General features: G+C 73.2%; 18 protein-coding genes and 1 tRNA gene. 14 read left to right on the plus strand and 5 right to left on the minus strand.

Translation table 11 applies throughout. From position 1 onward, the window contains the following. Positions 1–279: 279 nt before the first annotated feature. The 13 genes from ATJ97_RS14570 to ATJ97_RS14630 all read left to right on the plus strand — a co-directional run bounded on the left by ATJ97_RS14570 (position 280) and on the right by ATJ97_RS14630 (position 10,867). On the plus strand, positions 280–2,874 hold the full coding sequence (locus ATJ97_RS14570; RefSeq protein WP_143427040.1) for a SpaA isopeptide-forming pilin-related protein: 2,595 nt from the start codon (positions 280–282) through the stop codon (positions 2,872–2,874). Positions 2,875–2,932: 58 nt separating this feature from the next. Further along, on the plus strand, positions 2,933–3,604 hold the full coding sequence (locus ATJ97_RS14575) for an alternate-type signal peptide domain-containing protein (protein ID WP_098484352.1): 672 nt from the start codon (positions 2,933–2,935) through the stop codon (positions 3,602–3,604). Between the two features lie 68 nt (positions 3,605–3,672). Beyond that, positions 3,673–4,272 (plus strand): signal peptidase I, encoded by a 600-nt coding sequence (locus ATJ97_RS14580; RefSeq protein WP_098484353.1) that lies wholly within the window; start codon positions 3,673–3,675, stop codon positions 4,270–4,272. Then, positions 4,269–4,874 (plus strand): hypothetical protein, encoded by a 606-nt coding sequence (locus tag ATJ97_RS14585; RefSeq protein ID WP_098484354.1) that lies wholly within the window; start codon positions 4,269–4,271, stop codon positions 4,872–4,874. Before ATJ97_RS14580 ends, ATJ97_RS14585 begins: the two co-directional genes overlap by 4 nt. Positions 4,875–4,909: 35 nt before the next feature. After that, positions 4,910–5,638 (plus strand): hypothetical protein, encoded by a 729-nt coding sequence (locus ATJ97_RS14590; protein ID WP_098484355.1) that lies wholly within the window; start codon positions 4,910–4,912, stop codon positions 5,636–5,638. A 5-nt stretch (positions 5,639–5,643) separates the two neighbouring features. Further along, positions 5,644–6,441 carry a hypothetical protein gene (locus tag ATJ97_RS14595; RefSeq protein WP_098484356.1) on the plus strand — a complete coding sequence of 266 codons (798 nt, stop codon included), beginning with the start codon at positions 5,644–5,646 and terminating at the stop codon, positions 6,439–6,441. A gap of 298 nt (positions 6,442–6,739) precedes the next feature. Then, complete coding sequence (gene infA / locus ATJ97_RS14600; protein ID WP_043501486.1) at positions 6,740–6,961, plus strand: translation initiation factor IF-1; 222 nt, start codon at positions 6,740–6,742, stop codon at positions 6,959–6,961. Positions 6,962–7,023: 62 nt separating this feature from the next. Next, positions 7,024–7,137: a 50S ribosomal protein L36 gene (gene rpmJ, locus ATJ97_RS14605; protein WP_043501488.1), complete on the plus strand. Its 114-nt coding sequence runs from the start codon at positions 7,024–7,026 to the stop codon at positions 7,135–7,137. Positions 7,138–7,283: 146 nt separating this feature from the next. Then, complete coding sequence (gene rpsM / locus ATJ97_RS14610) at positions 7,284–7,664, plus strand: 30S ribosomal protein S13 (RefSeq protein WP_043501490.1); 381 nt, start codon at positions 7,284–7,286, stop codon at positions 7,662–7,664. A 67-nt stretch (positions 7,665–7,731) separates the two neighbouring features. After that, a complete protein-coding gene (gene rpsK / locus ATJ97_RS14615; RefSeq protein ID WP_098484357.1) occupies positions 7,732–8,142 on the plus strand; it encodes a 30S ribosomal protein S11 in 411 nt (136 codons plus the stop codon). 142 nt (positions 8,143–8,284) lie between these two features. Next, entirely contained in the window at positions 8,285–9,310 is a 1,026-nt protein-coding gene (locus ATJ97_RS14620; protein ID WP_098484358.1) for a DNA-directed RNA polymerase subunit alpha, read from the plus strand. Between the two features lie 33 nt (positions 9,311–9,343). Further along, positions 9,344–9,994 carry a 50S ribosomal protein L17 gene (gene rplQ / locus ATJ97_RS14625; protein WP_098484359.1) on the plus strand — a complete coding sequence of 217 codons (651 nt, stop codon included), beginning with the start codon at positions 9,344–9,346 and terminating at the stop codon, positions 9,992–9,994. 99 nt (positions 9,995–10,093) lie between these two features. Then, complete coding sequence (locus ATJ97_RS14630) at positions 10,094–10,867, plus strand: alpha/beta fold hydrolase (protein WP_245862556.1); 774 nt, start codon at positions 10,094–10,096, stop codon at positions 10,865–10,867. On the opposite strand, the gene ATJ97_RS14635 is transcribed toward ATJ97_RS14630, so the two are convergent. The 5 genes from ATJ97_RS14635 to ATJ97_RS14655 all read right to left on the minus strand — a co-directional run bounded on the left by ATJ97_RS14635 (position 10,818) and on the right by ATJ97_RS14655 (position 15,389). After that, positions 10,818–11,600: an ROK family protein gene (locus ATJ97_RS14635; RefSeq protein ID WP_098484360.1), complete on the minus strand. Its 783-nt coding sequence runs from the start codon at positions 11,598–11,600 to the stop codon at positions 10,818–10,820. The genes ATJ97_RS14630 and ATJ97_RS14635 overlap by 50 nt on opposite strands. Before the next feature lie 9 nt (positions 11,601–11,609). Next, positions 11,610–12,080 (minus strand): AAA family ATPase, encoded by a 471-nt coding sequence (locus ATJ97_RS14640; RefSeq protein WP_098484361.1) that lies wholly within the window; start codon positions 12,078–12,080, stop codon positions 11,610–11,612. A 3-nt stretch (positions 12,081–12,083) separates the two neighbouring features. Next, positions 12,084–13,949 (minus strand): selenocysteine-specific translation elongation factor, encoded by a 1,866-nt coding sequence (locus ATJ97_RS14645; protein ID WP_098484362.1) that lies wholly within the window; start codon positions 13,947–13,949, stop codon positions 12,084–12,086. 3 nt (positions 13,950–13,952) lie between these two features. Then, a complete protein-coding gene (gene selA / locus ATJ97_RS14650) occupies positions 13,953–15,278 on the minus strand; it encodes an L-seryl-tRNA(Sec) selenium transferase (protein ID WP_098484363.1) in 1,326 nt (441 codons plus the stop codon). Between the two features lie 16 nt (positions 15,279–15,294). Beyond that, positions 15,295–15,389: transfer RNA gene (locus ATJ97_RS14655), tRNA-Sec, on the minus strand. Between the two features lie 90 nt (positions 15,390–15,479). On the opposite strand from ATJ97_RS14655, the gene selD reads away from it, so the two are divergent. Next, positions 15,480–16,472, plus strand: a complete 993-nt coding sequence (selD, locus tag ATJ97_RS14660) for a selenide, water dikinase SelD (protein WP_098484364.1) — start codon at positions 15,480–15,482, stop codon at positions 16,470–16,472. Positions 16,473–16,496 lie beyond the last annotated feature (24 nt).

Consider the following 16,496-nt stretch of genomic DNA (forward strand, 5'->3'; position numbering starts at 1 on the left):
CCCGTGCCTCGACCCACGCAACCTCAGGGTGAGCCGGGCACGCCGCCGGGAGGGTGAGCGCCGGACGGCCGTCCCGCCCGGACGTCACCACCAGCCCACCCTCGGTTGACGCCCGGGGTGTCCGAAAGCCACCCCCTGTCAGTCATCCGGCTCTCGTCCGTAAAGCTCCCTGTGCGGTGACGGCCCCGCTGGTGCGATGGACGCAGTCGAGGTCGACACCGCGGGCCCCTTCCGGGCGCCCGAGAGCCGGCCACCGAGTCCTCCCGGGGAGTGAGCTTCATGCGTCCAGCACCAGGACGACGTCGCACCAGGGCCCTCTCCCGGACGCGCGCCTCCGTGGCCGGGCTGCTGAGCGCGGCGCTCCTGTGCACCGGCAGCGCCGCGGTGGCCGCGGCGGAGACGAGCGATCCCACGACGACGGCCACGGAGACGACGGCGGAGCTGGCAAGTGCGGCCGTCGAGCCCTCCGGCCTCCTCTGCCCGGACGGGACCACGCCCGACGCCGAGGCGCTCGCCGTCGCGACGCCGGAAGAGATCGAGGCGGCGCTCGCGGCCGGTGAACCGATTCCTGGCTGCGACGGGACTGCCGCCGCCGTCGAAGGCGCGCCGGACGCCCCAGCTGACGCCGTCGAGCAGCCGGTGTCGAACGTGGAGCCGGCAACCGGCGAGACCACGGAACCGACGCGTGACTCCACAGACCCCGCTGAGAACGCCCCGGCGGCCGAGACACCCGCGAGCCCCGGTGCCGCCACCCTGGCGGGTGCGCTGGAGATCACCCCCATGGCCGCCGTCGCCTCCGGTGCCGCGCTGCGCGGCGGCTTCGAGGTGGACGGGAACGTCACGCGCGGCGACCTCACGGGCAGCACCGGCGACGACTGGGACAACGTGTCCTTCGACTCCGCGATCGACGGGCTGAAGGACACGACGCAGTTCAGCGGCAACAACACGAAGGAGGACGCCGCGCCCTCCGGCTGGCAGCCCGGCACCGGCACCGCGAGCGACCAGGCCGACATCGACCGGATCTGGGCGCACGACCGCGTGGACGGCGGCACGCAGTGGCTCTATCTGGGCTTCTCCCGGGACACCGGGTCCGGTTCCATCGGCTACTCGCTCGAGCTGAACCAGAGGAGCAACGTCACCAACGGCGGCGGCGTGAGCGTGCCGAACCGTACGGCCGGTGACCTGCGCGTCGGCTTCACCCAGTCCGGGAACGGGCCGCTCTCCCTGGTCGAGGTCGCACGATGGTCCGGCACCGGGACGGCCGGGTCCTGGTCGACCGTGGGGTTCTCGAACGCGGACATCCTCGGGTTCTCCAACGTCGCCAACCTCGCGGCGACGGGGCCGTTCCCGGCCATGGCGACGAGCACGTTCGTCGAGGCTGCTTTCAATCTCTCCCAGCTGGACCAGGCCACGACCTGCACTCGGGCGGGGTTCGTCCAGGCCAACCTGCGCAGCCGACAGTCGCAGTCCATGACGTCGCAGCTCAAGGACTACGCCGTCGTCCCGGTCAGCATCCCGCCGCGGTGCGCCGACCTCACGATCAGGAAGCAGGACGAGGCGGGCGAGCTCCTGACGGGTGCGGAGTTCACCGTCAGTCCCAGCCCCTACGGCGGGACCTCCGACCTCGTGGTGGTCGACGGCGGGGCGAACGACTCCGACGGGACCGCGGACGGCGTCATCTCCCTGCGGACCAGCGTGTTCGGTCAGTACTCGGTGACGGAGACGAAGGCTCCGAAGGGTTACCTCCTCGCGAAACCCAGAAGCCAGAGCTGGACCGCGGCCGCGTACCAGCAGAAGACGCTCACCTTCGTCGACCCGCTCGGGACCGCGAGGTGGACCAAGATCGACGAGACCGGTGCGCCCGTAGCAGGGGCGACCTTCACCCTGGCGCCGACCGGCAGGGACGACGACGCGCTGGACCTGCTGGGTGCGGACTACAGGCTGGTCGTCACCGACAACGGTGCGAACGACACCGATCCGATCGCCGGGAGCCTCAAGGTCGAGGGCCTTTACACCGGCAGGTGGACGCTCACCGAGACGGCCGTGCCCGCGGGCTACGACCCGCAGCGGCTCCCGGCCCCGATCTCCTTCACGATCGGTGACGAGACGCCGAACTCCGGCGCCCGCCCGGCCCACGACCTCGGCCCGCTGGTGAACCACCGGCTTACGACGGTGACGATCGTCAAGACCGTCACGCCGCGGCTGACGCCCGCCGGGGTGCGTCCTCCGGACGAGCCGGGCGCGGGCTGGCAGTTCCACGCGGAAGCCGCGGCCGACGTCACCGTCCAGGGCTCCGGGCTGACCGGCTCCGACGGCAGGACAGTCTTCTCCCTCTCGATCCCCGCCGGCAGGACCACCGTCCCGCTCACGGTCGATGAGGAGATGAAGCCGGGATTCACGATCGCGCCGCAGGACGGCAGCAACGCCGTCTGCACCGCGAACGGCGAGGCCGTCGCCGTGACCAACGGTGACCCGGCGGCAGACCCCTACGGGTTCGAGGTGGCGGTGCCTGCCGGCTCTGCGGTCACCTGCTACGTCGACAACCGCGAGCTCGAGGCGGGCGTCGACATCGTCAAGCGTGCCTGGCTGGTCCCGCCGGGGCAGGAGCCGACCGACGGCGCAGAGCTAACGAGTGGCCGTTATCAGGAGCTCGTCTTCGACCCCGAGGGCATGACCCGTCCCGACGTCGTGTCCGGCACGACCGTCTGGTGGAGCTACACGGTCGAGAACACCGGTGAGCTGAGCCTCGACGACCTGGTGGTGACGGACGACGTCGTCGCCCCCATGCCCGACGACCCGATCTGCACGATCCCAAGACTCGGTGCCGGTGGCTCGTTCACCTGCATCGGAAACGGTCCCGTCACGAAGCAGTGACGGGCTGACCCCCCCTGGCCCGCTGGAAGCAGCAGCCATCCCCCCGAAAGGAAAGACGATGAACAACAAGACCAAGGGCGCTCTGGCGGGCGTCGCCGGGGTCGCGATCCTCGCGGGCGGCACCACGTTCGCCCTCTGGAGCGACAGTGACAAGGTCGACGGAGGCGAGATCACCTCCGGCAACCTCGACGTTGCTGCTCTCGGCGGAGACTGGTACGACACCTCAGCCGACCGTGCAGATAGGGACACTACGGTGCCGTTCTCCGGTGTCTCTGCGCACAAGATCACCAGCATCGGCTCGTATCGAGTGGTCCCGGAGGACACCCTCCAGATGGTGCAGGGCCTCGACATCGGCCTGGAGGGTGACAACCTCCAGGCTTCGCTGAAGGTCGTCGTGCCAGCTGCACTGGACGCGAACGACGGTGTCGAACTGAGCTACGAAGTTTTCCGTGACGGAGTCGTCGTGCAGCCCAGCAAGGCCCTGGGTAGTGCCTTCGACATGCGGATCCAGGCCGGCCAGAGTGGCCAGGATCAGGGGGACCCCGATCCCGGAGTTCTCGTCATCGACGAGATCGACACCGACGGTGTCGCGGATCTGGGCGTCGTCATCACCGCGAAGTTCCTGGACCAGGACGACCAGGACCTCGTCACGACGACTCTGGCGGACCTTGCCGACATCACCGTCGAGCTCAAGCAGGTTCGCGACGGCTCTGGCTTCAAGACCAACTGACCCACCCCCCATCCGTGGAGGGGCGGACGCACGGCCGCCCCTCCACCACCACAGGGAAGGAGAGTGACATGAGCGCCAGGACCAAGGACCAGAGCTGGCTCGCCGGCCTGACCTCCGTCGTGACGGCGACCGTCCTGGTCGTCGCGGTCGCGCTCGCCGTCGCTCTCGCGCTCGTCCCGCGTCTGCTGGGCGGGGGAGCGCTGACCGTGCTCACCGGTTCGATGGAGCCGACCCTCTCGCCGGGCGACATGGTCGTCGTCCGGCCGGTGGAGGCCGGCGACGTGCGCGTCGGTGACGTGGTCACCTTCCAGCCCGTCTCCGACGACCCGACCCTGATCACGCACCGCGTGGTCGCCAAGCAGGTCGGGTCGTCGGGGACCACCTTCGTCACCCGCGGCGACGCCAACGGGGCGGACGACGCCCCGATCGTCGGCGACCAGATCATGGGCGAGGTCGTCTACCACGTCCCGTACGTGGGCCACCTGGCGGTCTGGGTCGGTGGCAGCAAGCAGGGGATCGTCGTCGCCACCGGCGCCGCGCTCCTGGCCTACGCCGCCCTCATGTTCCTGCGCCCCCAGCGCCGCTCCGCCGTCGAGGACGACGACGCAGCCGAGCTCGGCGCCCCGGCCGCCACTCCCGTCGCCGCCGAGCAAGGAGTCTCGTCATGACCGCCACGTCGCGGCTCGCGATCACCGGCACGGCGCTGGTCGTCGCGGTCGGTGCGGGCGCCGCCACCTACGCCCTCTGGACGGCCGACGGCGACGCCCCCGCCGGCGTCATCACCGCCGGTGACCTCGACATCGCCCTGAGGCCCGACAGCTTCACCTGGCAGGAGACCTCGCCCGACGTCGCCGCACAGCAGTCGGGCACGACCCGGGACTCCTTCGCCGAGTTCGTCGCCATGAGCGGCGACACCTTCACGGTCAGCCAGGGCTTCACCACCACCCTCGAGGGCGACAACATGCTCGGGGTGCTCAGCGTCAGCTGGGGCACGCAGCCCCAGCTGCCCGCCGGGGTCTCCGCCAGCTACCGGGTGCTCGACGCGGCCGACGCCGAGGTGGCCTCGGCCCGCCTCGGCCAGCGGGTCGAGGTCCGCGACCTGCCCGTCGGCGAGGAGAGCTGGACGGTCGAGGTGGACCTGACCTTCGCGGAGGACAAGCCGGATCGCTACACCACCTTCTCGGGGACCGACCCGGTCGAGATCACCGACCTCGGCACGATCGTCGTCGACCTCGACCAGGTGCGCACCGGAACGGGGTTCGAGCAATGAACGCCTTCGGAACACCTCGACGCGCACTCGTCGGCGTGGCAGCCCTCGCTGTCGCCCTCGGAGCGGGCACGGGCACCGCCCTCGCGCTGTGGGACGACACCGAACAGTTCAGCGCAGAGGTCGGCTCCGGCATGGTCGGGTTCGCCATCGGCAAGCCCGGCGCAGCGGACCGCACCGTCGCCGCCGGTCCGGCCGACCGGTTGGCCTTTCCCCTCGGCCCGGACGAGGCCACGACGCTGCTCGACACCGGCGAGGTCGCCGTCGGGATCCAGGTCGATGCGCGCGCGGACGGCAACAAGGGGCTGAGCTACGCACTCGACCTGCCGGACCTTCCGGCTGACTCGATTTTCGGCAGCTCGACCGTCCGGGTCTACCGCGTCGACTCAGCCGCAGCCTGCTCCGCCCATGGCATTACCGGCCGCCCGCCCGCGGCCACGTACACGCCGGCCGACCCTGACGGCGACGGCACCTTCGAGCCGGGCCCGGCCGGCTGGGACCGCACGTGGGCCAGCTCGACTCCCGTGCGCGCGGACTACGACGACGACTGGACGGCGACGGAGTACTGGTGCGTCGTCGCCACCCTCGGCGACCTGCCGGACGAGGGCTCGTACACCAACACGGCCACCGTGTCGGTCGAGGTGGACGGGGACACCTACACCGCTGAGGACACCTGGCGTGCCGACGTCACCACGGCCGCCGACCCTGCGGACGAGCCGACGCACACGATCAACTTCACCCACAGCACGACCCGGCCGGGGGAGTGAGCGCAATGACGACCAAGACGTGGTGGCGCACCTCGTTGACGGCGCTGGTGCTGGCGGCCGCGGTGGCCACGCCCGCCGGCACCGCCCTGGCCGCGCCCGCCGGCGGCGACGCCAGGGGAGTGGACGCGATCTCGCTGTCCTGGGACGGCTCCGAGTACGCGGCCTCGACCAGCGAGAGCTTCCTCGGTGTGCCGGTGTCCGTGCCGGGGGACACCGCCGCACGCACCCTCACCGTGCGCAACGACGGCCCCCGTCAGGGCGTGCTGACGGCGGAGATCGTCAACGTCGAGCTGCTCGACCCGGAAGCCCCGGACGAGCACCACAACCCCGACCACGAGGACCCCGACGGCAGCGGCGCCCCCTTCGGCGACCCGTACGCGGGTGCCGGCGACCAGGGTGACTTCTACGACGACGTCACCGTGGGCTGGGAGACCGCAGACGGCGCCGGTTCCGCCTCGTTCAGCGCTCTCGACACCGACGGCGGACGCCAGATCGGGCAGGTGGCGCTCGGCAGGGGCGAGACGACCGAGGTGACGATCAGCTACGAGTTCCCCTACGACGCGACCTCGGGGAACCGCGCCAACGTGCCACCCCGGCTGGCCTCCTTCGACGTGCTGCTGACCATCCGGGGCGACGACGCAGCCGCCCCGCCCGCCAGGCCCGGCAGGCCGGGCCGCCCGTCGCTGTCCACGACCGGCGCGGACGTCCTCTGGCTTGGTGCCGCCGCCGTGCTCGCCGTCGTGACCGGGAACGAGCTGCGCCGACGGGCGGGCCGCACCAGACAGCGTGACGCCACCGCGTGACGCCGGGCGGAGCACGGCTCGACCGCCCCACAGACCACGGGTCCGCCCTCCCTTCCCCCGGGGAGGGCGGGCCCGTGCCGCCGGGCGTGGCGGCGCCTGAGGTAGCCTGTGGGGACGCCTCCCGCCCCACCCCCGGAGAACGATCTCCGGGTGATGTCGGTCACCGGCCACCCGGTTCCCCGGGTGTGGCGTGATGCCGTAGGATGGACCGCTGGGCATGGCTTCACCTTCGTCGCGCTTGCGCGGCAACCGTGGAGAGCCATCACCATGACAGCAGCAACCAACGTGAGCGGGAGTAATGGCGAAGAAGGACGGCGTCATCGAGATCGAGGGCAGTGTTGTCGAGGCTCTTCCCAACGCGATGTTCCGCGTCGAGCTGAGCAACGGGCACAAGGTTCTCGCCCACATCTCGGGCAAGATGCGCCAGCACTACATCCGGATCCTCCCTGAGGACCGTGTGGTCGTCGAGCTGAGCCCGTACGACCTCACCCGGGGTCGCATCGTCTACCGCTACAAGTAACCACCACGAGCGAGACGCCGTCGGCGGACCTGGGTCCACCGTGCGCGGCGGCGGAGGAAGACATGAAGGTCAAGCCCAGCGTCAAGAAGATCTGCGACAACTGCAAGGTGATCCGTCGGCACGGCCGCGTCATGGTCATCTGCACCAACGTTCGCCACAAGCAGCGCCAGGGCTGAGACCCTGACCGCCGGGAGCAGCGCCCCGGCACCGCGCACCACCGAACGTCGTCGGCAACGACGGCGCGACCCCCGGCTCGGAGGCCGGGGCCCGCTACCGCGGGATGGGGGTGCGGAAGACCTCCGACCCACAACAGGAGTCAAAGTTGGCACGTCTCTCAGGCGTCGACCTTCCCCGCGAGAAGCGGCTCGAGGTTGCGCTCACCTACATCTACGGCGTCGGCCGCACCCGCGCGGCCGAGACGCTCGCCGCCACCGGCGTGAGCCCTGACCTCCGCGTCAAGGACATGACCGACGCGGACCTCGTCGCGCTGCGTGACTACATCGAGGGCAACTTCAAGGTCGAGGGTGACCTCCGCCGCGAGGTCGCCGCGGACATCCGCCGCAAGGTGGAGATCGGCAGCTACCAGGGTCTGCGCCACCGCCGTGGCCTGCCCGTCCACGGTCAGCGCACCAAGACCAACGCGCGTACCCGCAAGGGCCCGAAGCGCACCGTCGCCGGTAAGAAGAAGGCCGGCAAGAAGTAGCAGTCCGAACCCGGTGCCCAGCCGGCGCCGGACCGGTCCGACGACCTCACAGGAGTAGGAAACCTCTATGCCCCCCAAGTCCCGTACGGCTTCGCCGGCGGCGCGCAAGCCGCGCCGCAAGGAGCGGAAGAACGTCTCCCACGGCCACGCCTACATCAAGAGCACCTTCAACAACACCATCGTGTCCATCACGGACCCGAGCGGTGCCGTCATCGCCTGGGCCTCCTCCGGCCAGGTCGGCTTCAAGGGCTCGCGCAAGTCGACCCCGTTCGCCGCGCAGATGGCCGCCGAGGCCGCTGCCCGCCGCGCCCAGGAGCACGGCATGAAGAAGGTCGACGTCTTCGTGAAGGGTCCCGGCTCCGGCCGCGAGACCGCGATCCGCTCCCTCACGGCCACCGGCCTCGAGGTCGGCTCGATCCAGGACGTCACGCCGCAGGCGCACAACGGCTGCCGCCCGCCGAAGCGTCGCCGCGTCTGAGAGACGCGTCCATGCAGCGGGGTGCGCGCGATGCGTGCGCACCCCGCTGCATGACCTCAGCACCACCCTGCCGTACGGACAGATGTCGGCAGGTCCTCGCCCGGACGTCATATAGCGGACGTCGGCTGAAAGGAACCCCCAAGTGCTCATCGCACAGCGCCCCGCACTGACCGAAGAGGTCGTCTCCGACTACCGCTCGCGGTTCGTCATCGAGCCCCTCGAGCCCGGTTTCGGCTACACCCTCGGCAACTCGCTGCGTCGCACCCTGCTCTCCTCCATCCCGGGTGCCGCCGTGACCAGCATCCGCATCGACGGCGTGCTCCACGAGTTCTCGACCGTTCCCGGTGTCAAGGAGGACGTCACCGAGATCATCCTGAACATCAAGAACGTCGTCGTCTCCTCGGAGAACGACGAGCCCGTCGTGATGTACCTGCGCAAGCAGGGCCCGGGCGTCGTCACCGCCGGTGACATCACCCCGCCGGCCGGTGTCGAGGTGCACAACCCCGACCTGCACATCGCCACGATCAACTCCAAGGGCAAGCTGGAGATCGAGCTCACGGTCGAGCGCGGCCGCGGCTACGTCTCCGCGGTGCAGAACAAGAGCGCGGACTCGGAGATCGGCCGCATCCCGGTCGACTCCATCTACTCGCCGGTCCTGAAGGTCACCTACAAGGTCGAGGCCACGCGCGTCGAGCAGCGCACCGACTTCGACAAGCTGATCGTCGACGTCGAGACCAAGAACGCGATCGCCCCGCGCGACGCGCTCGCCTCCGCCGGCAAGACGCTGGTCGAGCTGTTCGGTCTGGCGCGCGAGCTCAACGTCGAGGCCGAGGGCATCGAGATCGGCCCGTCCCCGACGGACGCTGCGCTCGCCCAGGACCTCGCCCTGCCGATCGAGGACCTCGGTCTGCTGTCCCGCTCGTACAACTGCCTCAAGCGCGAGGGCATCCACACGGTGGGCGAGCTCGTCGCCCGCTCGGAGGCCGACCTCCTCGACATCCGCAACTTCGGCGCCAAGTCGATCGGCGAGATCAAGGAGAAGCTCGCGGGTCTGGGTCTGAACCTCAAGGACAGCCCGGCCGACTTCGACCTCGCCACCCACCCGGGCGCGGCCGACGACGAGGACGCCTACGGCGACATCCAGTTCAGCGACGAGCAGCCCAGCTGACCTGCTCACCCGACATAACTACTAGGAGACATCATGCCTACACCCGCCAAGGGTCCCCGTCTGGGTGGCAGCCCCGCGCACGAGCGGCTCATGCTGGCCAACCTGGCCACCGCGCTGTTCGAGCACAAGCGGATCACCACGACCGAGCACCGCGCCAAGCGCCTGCAGCCGGTCGCGGAGAAGCTGATCACGCTGGCCAAGCGCGGCGACCTCCACGCCCGCCGCAAGGTCATGACCACCGTGCGCCGCAAGGACGTCGTCGCCGAGCTGTTCGAGCAGACGGCCGCGCAGTTCGCCGAGCGCAACGGCGGCTACACCCGCATCACGAAGGTGGGCCCCCGCAAGGGTGACAACGCCCCCATGGCGGTCATCGAGCTCGTGCTCGAGCCGGTCAGCCCGAAGCAGGCCACCGTGCGTGAGGCCGAGAAGGCCACCGCGCGCGCCGCCAAGGCCGAGGCCCCCGCCGCCGAGGCGCCGGCCGAGGAGGAGGTCGCCGAGACCACCGCCGAGGCCGTCGAGGCGGAGGCGCCGGGCGAGCAGGGTTCCGCCACGGAGGCCGTCGAGGCCGAGGCGACCGTCGAGGCGCAGCAGGACGAGGCGGAGAAGTCCGCCGCCGCGGCCAGCGAGCAGGCCACCGACGCCCAGGCCGGTCAGTCCAAGGGATCGACCGACCCGCGCAAGTGATCCACCCGCGGGGGTGACGCCATCGGCGTCGCGCCCGTCCCGAGGGGCCCGGACCGTCAAGGTCCGGGCCCTTCGCGCGCCCGCCCCTAGTCTGGGCACGTGAGTGCTCCCACCGTCGTGCTCGTGCACGGCATCCGCGCCTCGCGCACCATGTGGCTGCGCCAGCTCGCCGCCCTCGACGCGGCCGGCGTGCCCGCCGTCGCGCCAGACCTCCCGGGCCACGGCGTGCGGGCCGGGGAGGACTTCAGCGTCGCAGGCGCTCTCGACACGATCGAGTCGGTCGTCGCGGGGATCGAGGGGCCGTTCGTCGTCGCCGGCCTGTCCCTGGGCGGGTACCTCACGCTCCACTGGGCCGCCCGGACCACCCGCCGTCCGGAGGCCCTGCTCGCGGCCTCGTGCACCACCCAGCCGCGCGGGCCGGGCCTGTCGGTCTACCGCCGCCTGGCGGCGCTGATCGCCCGGCTACCCGACGGCGGAGCCGGGCTCAACGACCTCATGGCCCGCCGGTTCCTCCCCGAGCCGGCACGGGCGGACCTCGCCGCCGGCGGCATGACGATGTCCGTCATGTCGGCCGCCCTGGAGGGGATGGCACAGGTCGACGCCCTGGCCGACGTCGCCCGCATCGACGTGCCGATCTGGTTCGTCAACGGCCGGTGGGACCACTTCCGCGGGCACGAGCGGCGCTTCCTCGCCGCGGCGCGCCAGGGCCGCCTCGTCGTCGTCCCCGGCGCGACGCACCTGGTGTCCCTCGTCCGGCCCGTGGCGTTCAACCGGGTCCTGCTCGACCTCGTGGACGAGGTGGCGTCGGACCGGGCGGACGCGGTCACGGGACCCGCGGATCACGTCCCGGTACCCGCAGGTCCCAGGCCCTGACGCCGCCCACGATGCCGGCGGAGTTGGGGACGATGACGACGTCGTCACCCAGCCGGGCGAGCACCTGCGGGGTGATCCGGCGCGAGTTCCCGCCGCCGAGGTAGAGGCGGTCCCAGAGGTACATCGGGCGCAGCGCCTCGACGACGTTGCGCACCCGCCGCGACCACATGGCGTCCCCGAGCCGCAGCCGCTCGTGCTCGCCGATGTAGTCGTCGTAGGTCAGGCCCCACTTGACCGGCCCCTGGCTGAGCTCGACGTGCGGCGCGAGCGTCCCGCCGTCGAACACGGCGTTGCCGAGCCCGGTGCCCAGGGTCACGATCATCTCCAGGCCCGCGCCGGTGATCGCGCCGGCGCCGTGCACCTCCGCGTCGTTGAGGACCAGGGCGGGGACGCCCAGCTCGCGCTCGACCGCGCCCTTCATGTCGAACCCGGACCAGTGCAGCTCCAGCTCGGGCAGCACACGCGTCCGTGGCCCGGCCTTGGTGATGTAGTGCGGGGTGTGGATGACGACGCCGTGGCGCAGCATGCCGGGCATCCCCACCGTGACGCGGTCCGCGCGGGGGAGCTGCTCCGCGAGGGAGGCGATGGTCCGCACCAGCCGGGAGGGCGGCAGCGGGTACGGGGTGGTGGCCCGCACGGGCTGGGCGTGCATGGTGCCGGCGGCGTCGAGCACCGAGGCCTTGATGCCGCCGCCGCCGCAGTCGACGGCGAGCGTGGCGGTCGAGGGCTTCACTGCGCGAGACTATCGCGGAGGCCCGCTCGCCCCGGTCCCCGCGACCAGGAGGGCCTCCACCGCGTCGGCGAGCTCGGCCAGAGGCCGGCGGGCGTCCAGCTCGAGCGTGGCACCCCGTCGGAGCAGGGGCTCGACGGTGTCGACGTGAAACCGGATCTCGGCCCGCTGGGCCGCGGTCGTGCCGTACGGGTTGCCGGTGCGCGTGGCCACCCGCCGGAGCAGGACGTCCAACGGTGCGCTGAGGAGCACGACGTGGTCGAAGCGGTCGTAGAACCGGCCCTGGTTCTCCACCGTGCCGGAGACGACGAGGTCGCGGTGCGAGGCCAGCAGCAGGCCCACCCTTGCCTCGTCCCACCTGCCGTCCGGCAGGACCCAGCCGTCGTAGTCCGTGTCGACGGTCACGTGCCCGCGGACCTTCAGCTCGTCGAGCAGGGTGGACTTCCCCGTCCCGGACATCCCCGTCAGCAGCACGCGCGCCATGGGTCACCCGCGACGCGCGGCGGGGGTGACCTCACGCCGGTCGTCGGGCAGGCGCCGGGTGAGTCCCTGCCGGTCGAGGTGGTCCAGCAGGGGCAGCACGACGCGGCGCGAGGTGCCGAGCCGGACCCGCGCCTGGCTGGTGGTGAAGGGCTGCGGCAGCTCCGCGAGCCAGGCCGCGGCACGGCCGGCGGCGTCCGAGGGGAGCACGATGCCGGGCGCGGGCCGCAGCAGCCGTCCGGCGCGGGCGGCGGCGGCGAGGGCCCGCTCGTCGAGGCGCAGCTCACGCAGCCGGTCGGCCGTGGGGGCCGCGAACGGGGCGTCGGCGAGCTCGGCGTCCAGCGTCTCCAGCGCGGCGGCGAGCGCCGCGGGCAGCCCGTCGCCACGGCCCGCGAGCGTCACCCGGCCGTTGCGGAGCGTCAGCGGTGGGCGCAGGGCGGCCCTGAGCAGGCGCTCGGGCACACCGAGGCGGGCGGCGAGCGCGCCGGGCGGCACGCCAGGGTCGAGGGGATGGGCGGCGTCGTGCTCGCCGACGAGGCGGGCGGCGTCGGCCCGGGCCCGCTCGGCACGCTCGGTCGACATCACCAGGCCCGCGTCGACGACGCCGTGCTCGGCGGCGCCGGAGGTGGGCACACCGATGCGGCGCAGCAGCGCGAGGTCGGCGACCCCGCCGCGCCGGGCGAGCTCGCGCGGGAGGCGGGGTGCGCCGTCGGCGTCCGCGAGCGCCTGGGCCCGCCGCGCCCCGGCACCGCGGCGGGTGAGGGCGGGCGGGGCGGGATCCAGGACGACGACGCCCCACAGGGCCCGGCTGCCCGGGTCGCGGAGGAGGGCGCGGTCGCCGATCCGCAGGGGGAGCGGGCGGCGCAGCCGCAACCGGGCGAGCTCCCCGCCGAGCGGGCGGTGGTGCACCTCCACCGACGCGGCGCCGACGTGCAGCAGGGGCCGCTGCGGCGGGGCGGCGGACGACTCGGGCGTCGGGGAGGAGATGACGTCTCGGGGAGGAGTTGACGTCTCGGCGAGAGGGAGAGGGGGGAGGGGGTGGTGGGTGGCGGCGTCGCCGACCCGCCGCAGGCGCACGTCCACGACGTCGGTGACGTGCCAGGCGTCGGGGGTGACCAGCACGGAGCCCCGCTCCAGCCCCTCGTCGTCGCCGGCGAGGCCCAGGGCCACGCGGGCGACGCCGACCGCCTCCGGCACGGCACGGCCGAGCGACTGGACCGCCCGGACGCGGACGGTCCCGCCGTCGTGCGTGAGCCGGTCCCCGGGCGCGACGCGGCCCGCGGGCAGCGTGCCGGTGACCACGGTGCCCGTCCCACGCACCGTGAAGCGGCGGTCCACCCACAGCCGCACGTCCGCCTCCCGCTCCGGCGGCGGGACCTGGGCCAGGACCTCGGCGAGGGCGGCGGTCAGCTCGGGCAGCCCCGCGCCGGTGACCGCGCTGACGGGGACGACGCGGGCGCCGCGCAGCGAGGTGCGGTCCACCTGCTCGCGGGCGCGCGCCGCCGCGGGGCCGGGGTCGGCGAGGTCGGCCCGCGTGACGGCGACGACGCCGCGGGAGACCCCGAGCCCGTCCAGGGCGGCGAGGTGCTCGGCCGTCTGCGGCATCCACGGGTCGTCGGCGGCGACCACCAGCAGCGCCACCGGCACCGGTCCGACGCCGGCGAGCATCGTGGGGACGAACCGCTCGTGGCCCGGGACGTCGACGAACGCGACGTCGCCGGCGCCGGGCAGGGCGGTCCAGCAGAACCCGAGCTCGATGGTCAGGCCGCGCCGGTGCTCCTCGGGCAGCCGGTCCGGGTCGGTGCCCGTCAGGGCGCGGACGAGGGTGGACTTGCCGTGGTCCACGTGCCCCGCGGTGGCGACGACGTGCACGACTCAGCCCCCCAGCGCCGCCGCGGCCGCGCGAACCGCGGCGACCAGCTCCTCGTCCTGCTCGGGCGGGACGGTGCGCAGGTCCAGCAGCAGCCGGTCGTGCTCGACCCTCCCGACGACCGCGGGCGTGCCCCGCCGCAGCATCGTCGCGAACCGCACCGGCAGGGTGACCGCGGCGCTGGGCAGCTCGACGCCCGGGGCGCCGCCGCCGCCCACGGCGGCGCGGCTCTCCTCGGCGCCTGCCGCGACGGCGTCGTCGGCCAGCCGGGCGGCGAGGGCCCGGGCACGGCCCAGGAGCTCTGCCGGCTCGGCCTCGAGCGCGGCCCTCACGGGCGGGGTGGGGCCGGTCAGGGTCGCCTCGAGGGCGGCGAGGGTGAGCTTGTCGACGCGGAGGGCCCGGGCGAACGGGTGGCGGCGCAGCGCCTGCACGAGGTCCGCCCGCCCCAGGAGCAGTCCCGCCTGTGGCCCGCCGAGCAGCTTGTCGCCCGACGCGGTCACCAGGGCGGCGCCCGCGCGCAGGGTGGTGGTGGCGTCCGGCTCGTCCGGCAGCCGCGGGTGCGGCGCCAGCAGGCCGGAGCCGATGTCGGCGACGACGGGCACCGGCAGGCGCGACAGCTCGCCGACGGGCACCGAGGAGGTGAAGCCCGAGACGAGGAAGTTGGACGGGTGCACCTTCAGCACGAAGGCGGTGTCGTCGTCGACGGCCGCGGCGTAGTCCTCCAGGCGGACCCGGTTGGTGGTCCCGACCTCGCGCAGGGTGGCGCCCACGGACTCCAGCAGCTCCGGGATGCGGAAGCCGTCGCCGATCTCGACCATCTCCCCGCGGGCCAGGACCACGTTCCGGCCGGCGGCCAGCCCCAGCGTGACCAGCGCAAGGGCGGCGGCGCCGTTGTTGACCACGTGCACGCCGCCGGCGTCGGGGACCGCGGCGGCCAGCGCCGCGAGCGCGCCGGAGCCCCGGGGGCCGCGCCGGCCGGTGGCCAGGTCCAGCTCCACGTCGGTGGGCCCGGCGGCGAGGGTGAGCGCCTCGAGCGCCGCGGCGGACAGCGGCGCCCGGCCGAGGTTGGTGTGGACGACGACGCCCGTCGCGTTGACCACCCGGCGCAGCGTGGTCGCCGCCTCGGGCAGGGCGGCCACCGCCGCGTCGGCGACCTCCTCCGGGGCGAGCTCCCCGGCGCGGCAGCGCTGCTGCGCCGTCGTCACCGCGTCCTTCACGAGCCGGCGCCCGAGCCGGGCGACGGCGGCGACCAGGCGCGGGTCGGCCAGCACGGCGTCCGTGCGCGGGGTGGCGCGGCGGAGGTCCGCCGCGGCGTCGGTCGTCTTCGGCACGCTGACCCTCCTGAGCTGGCGGAGGCGGACGGGAATCGAACCCGCCTGGCCGGGGTGCCCGGCCACAACGGTTTTGAGGACCGCGCCCGTCACCAGACGAGGTACGCCTCCGCGGCTCACCCTAGCGGGAGCCGGCGGGGGACGGACGGTTGGCCGCGAAGGGGTGGACCGGTGCTGAGGCCCCGGCCTAGGCTCGCGTGTGTGACCGCGACGACGCAGCCGCTCAGACTCACCCAGTACGCCGCCGGCGGCGGCTGCGCGTGCAAGGTCCCGCCCGGCGAGCTTGAACGCGTGCTCGGCACGCTGACGCTGCCCGCGGGCGGGGATCTGCTGGTCGGCCTGGAGAACGGGGACGACGCCGCGGCGGTGCGCATCGAGGGCGGCCGGGCGCTCATCGCGACGGCCGACTACTTCACCCCCGTGGTCGACGACCCCTACGAGTGGGGCCGCATCGCCGCCACGAACGCCCTCTCGGACGTCTACGCCATGGGCGGCACGCCCGTCGTGGCGGTCAACCTCCTGTCCTGGCCCCGCAGCACCATCCCGTTCGAGATCGCGGCGGAGGTGCTGCGCGGCGGTGCGGACGTGTGCGCCGACGCGGGCACCTTCCTCGGCGGCGGGCACAGCGTGGACGACCCCGAGCCCAAGTACGGGCAGGCCGTCACCGGGCTCGCCGACGCCGACAAGCTCCTGCGCAACGACGCCGCCGAGGCCGGCCTGCCGCTGACGCTGACGAAGCCGCTCGGCCTCGGCGTCCTCAACAACCGGCACAAGGCCACCGGCGAGTGGTTCGAGGAGGCGGTCGCGCAGATGACCACCCTGAACCGGGACGCCGCCGCGGCCGCCCTGGCGGCGGGCGCCCGCAGCGCCACCGACGTCACCGGCTTCGGCCTGCTCGGCCACCTGTACAAGCTGGTCCGGGCCAGCGGCGTCAGCGCCGTCGTCGACTCCGCCGCCGTGCCCTACGTCGACGGCGCCCGCGACGCGCTCGCGGACGGGTTCGTCCCCGGCGGGAGCCGCCGCAACCTGGACTGGGTCCGCCCCCATCTCCGTTCCGACGTCGGGGAGGACGAGCTGATCCTGCTCGCGGACGCGCAGACGTCCGGCGGGCTGCTGGTGGTGGGTGAGGTGCCGGGCTATCCCGTCGTGGGGGAGCTGGTGCCCGCCGGCGAGCACGCGATCCGGGTGCGCTGACCAGCCGGACAGGGCACCATCAGG

Origin of the sequence: Georgenia soli, from assembly GCF_002563695.1 — a bacterium.
Lineage (GTDB): Bacteria > Actinomycetota > Actinomycetes > Actinomycetales > Actinomycetaceae > Georgenia > Georgenia soli.

Coding starts and splice junctions, on each gene's coding strand:
- ATJ97_RS14595 (WP_098484356.1), top strand. CDS start 5,644: ATGACGACCAAGACGTGGTGGCGCACCTCGTTGACGGCGCTGGTGCTG.
- ATJ97_RS14585 (WP_098484354.1), top strand. CDS start 4,269: ATGACCGCCACGTCGCGGCTCGCGATCACCGGCACGGCGCTGGTCGTC.
- rpsK (WP_098484357.1), top strand. CDS start 7,732: ATGCCCCCCAAGTCCCGTACGGCTTCGCCGGCGGCGCGCAAGCCGCGC.
- ATJ97_RS14570 (WP_143427040.1), top strand. CDS start 280: ATGCGTCCAGCACCAGGACGACGTCGCACCAGGGCCCTCTCCCGGACG.
- rpmJ (WP_043501488.1), top strand. CDS start 7,024: ATGAAGGTCAAGCCCAGCGTCAAGAAGATCTGCGACAACTGCAAGGTG.
- ATJ97_RS14580 (WP_098484353.1), top strand. CDS start 3,673: ATGAGCGCCAGGACCAAGGACCAGAGCTGGCTCGCCGGCCTGACCTCC.
- ATJ97_RS14575 (WP_098484352.1), top strand. CDS start 2,933: ATGAACAACAAGACCAAGGGCGCTCTGGCGGGCGTCGCCGGGGTCGCG.
- rplQ (WP_098484359.1), top strand. CDS start 9,344: ATGCCTACACCCGCCAAGGGTCCCCGTCTGGGTGGCAGCCCCGCGCAC.
- infA (WP_043501486.1), top strand. CDS start 6,740: ATGGCGAAGAAGGACGGCGTCATCGAGATCGAGGGCAGTGTTGTCGAG.
- ATJ97_RS14640 (WP_098484361.1), bottom strand. CDS start 12,080: ATGGCGCGCGTGCTGCTGACGGGGATGTCCGGGACGGGGAAGTCCACC.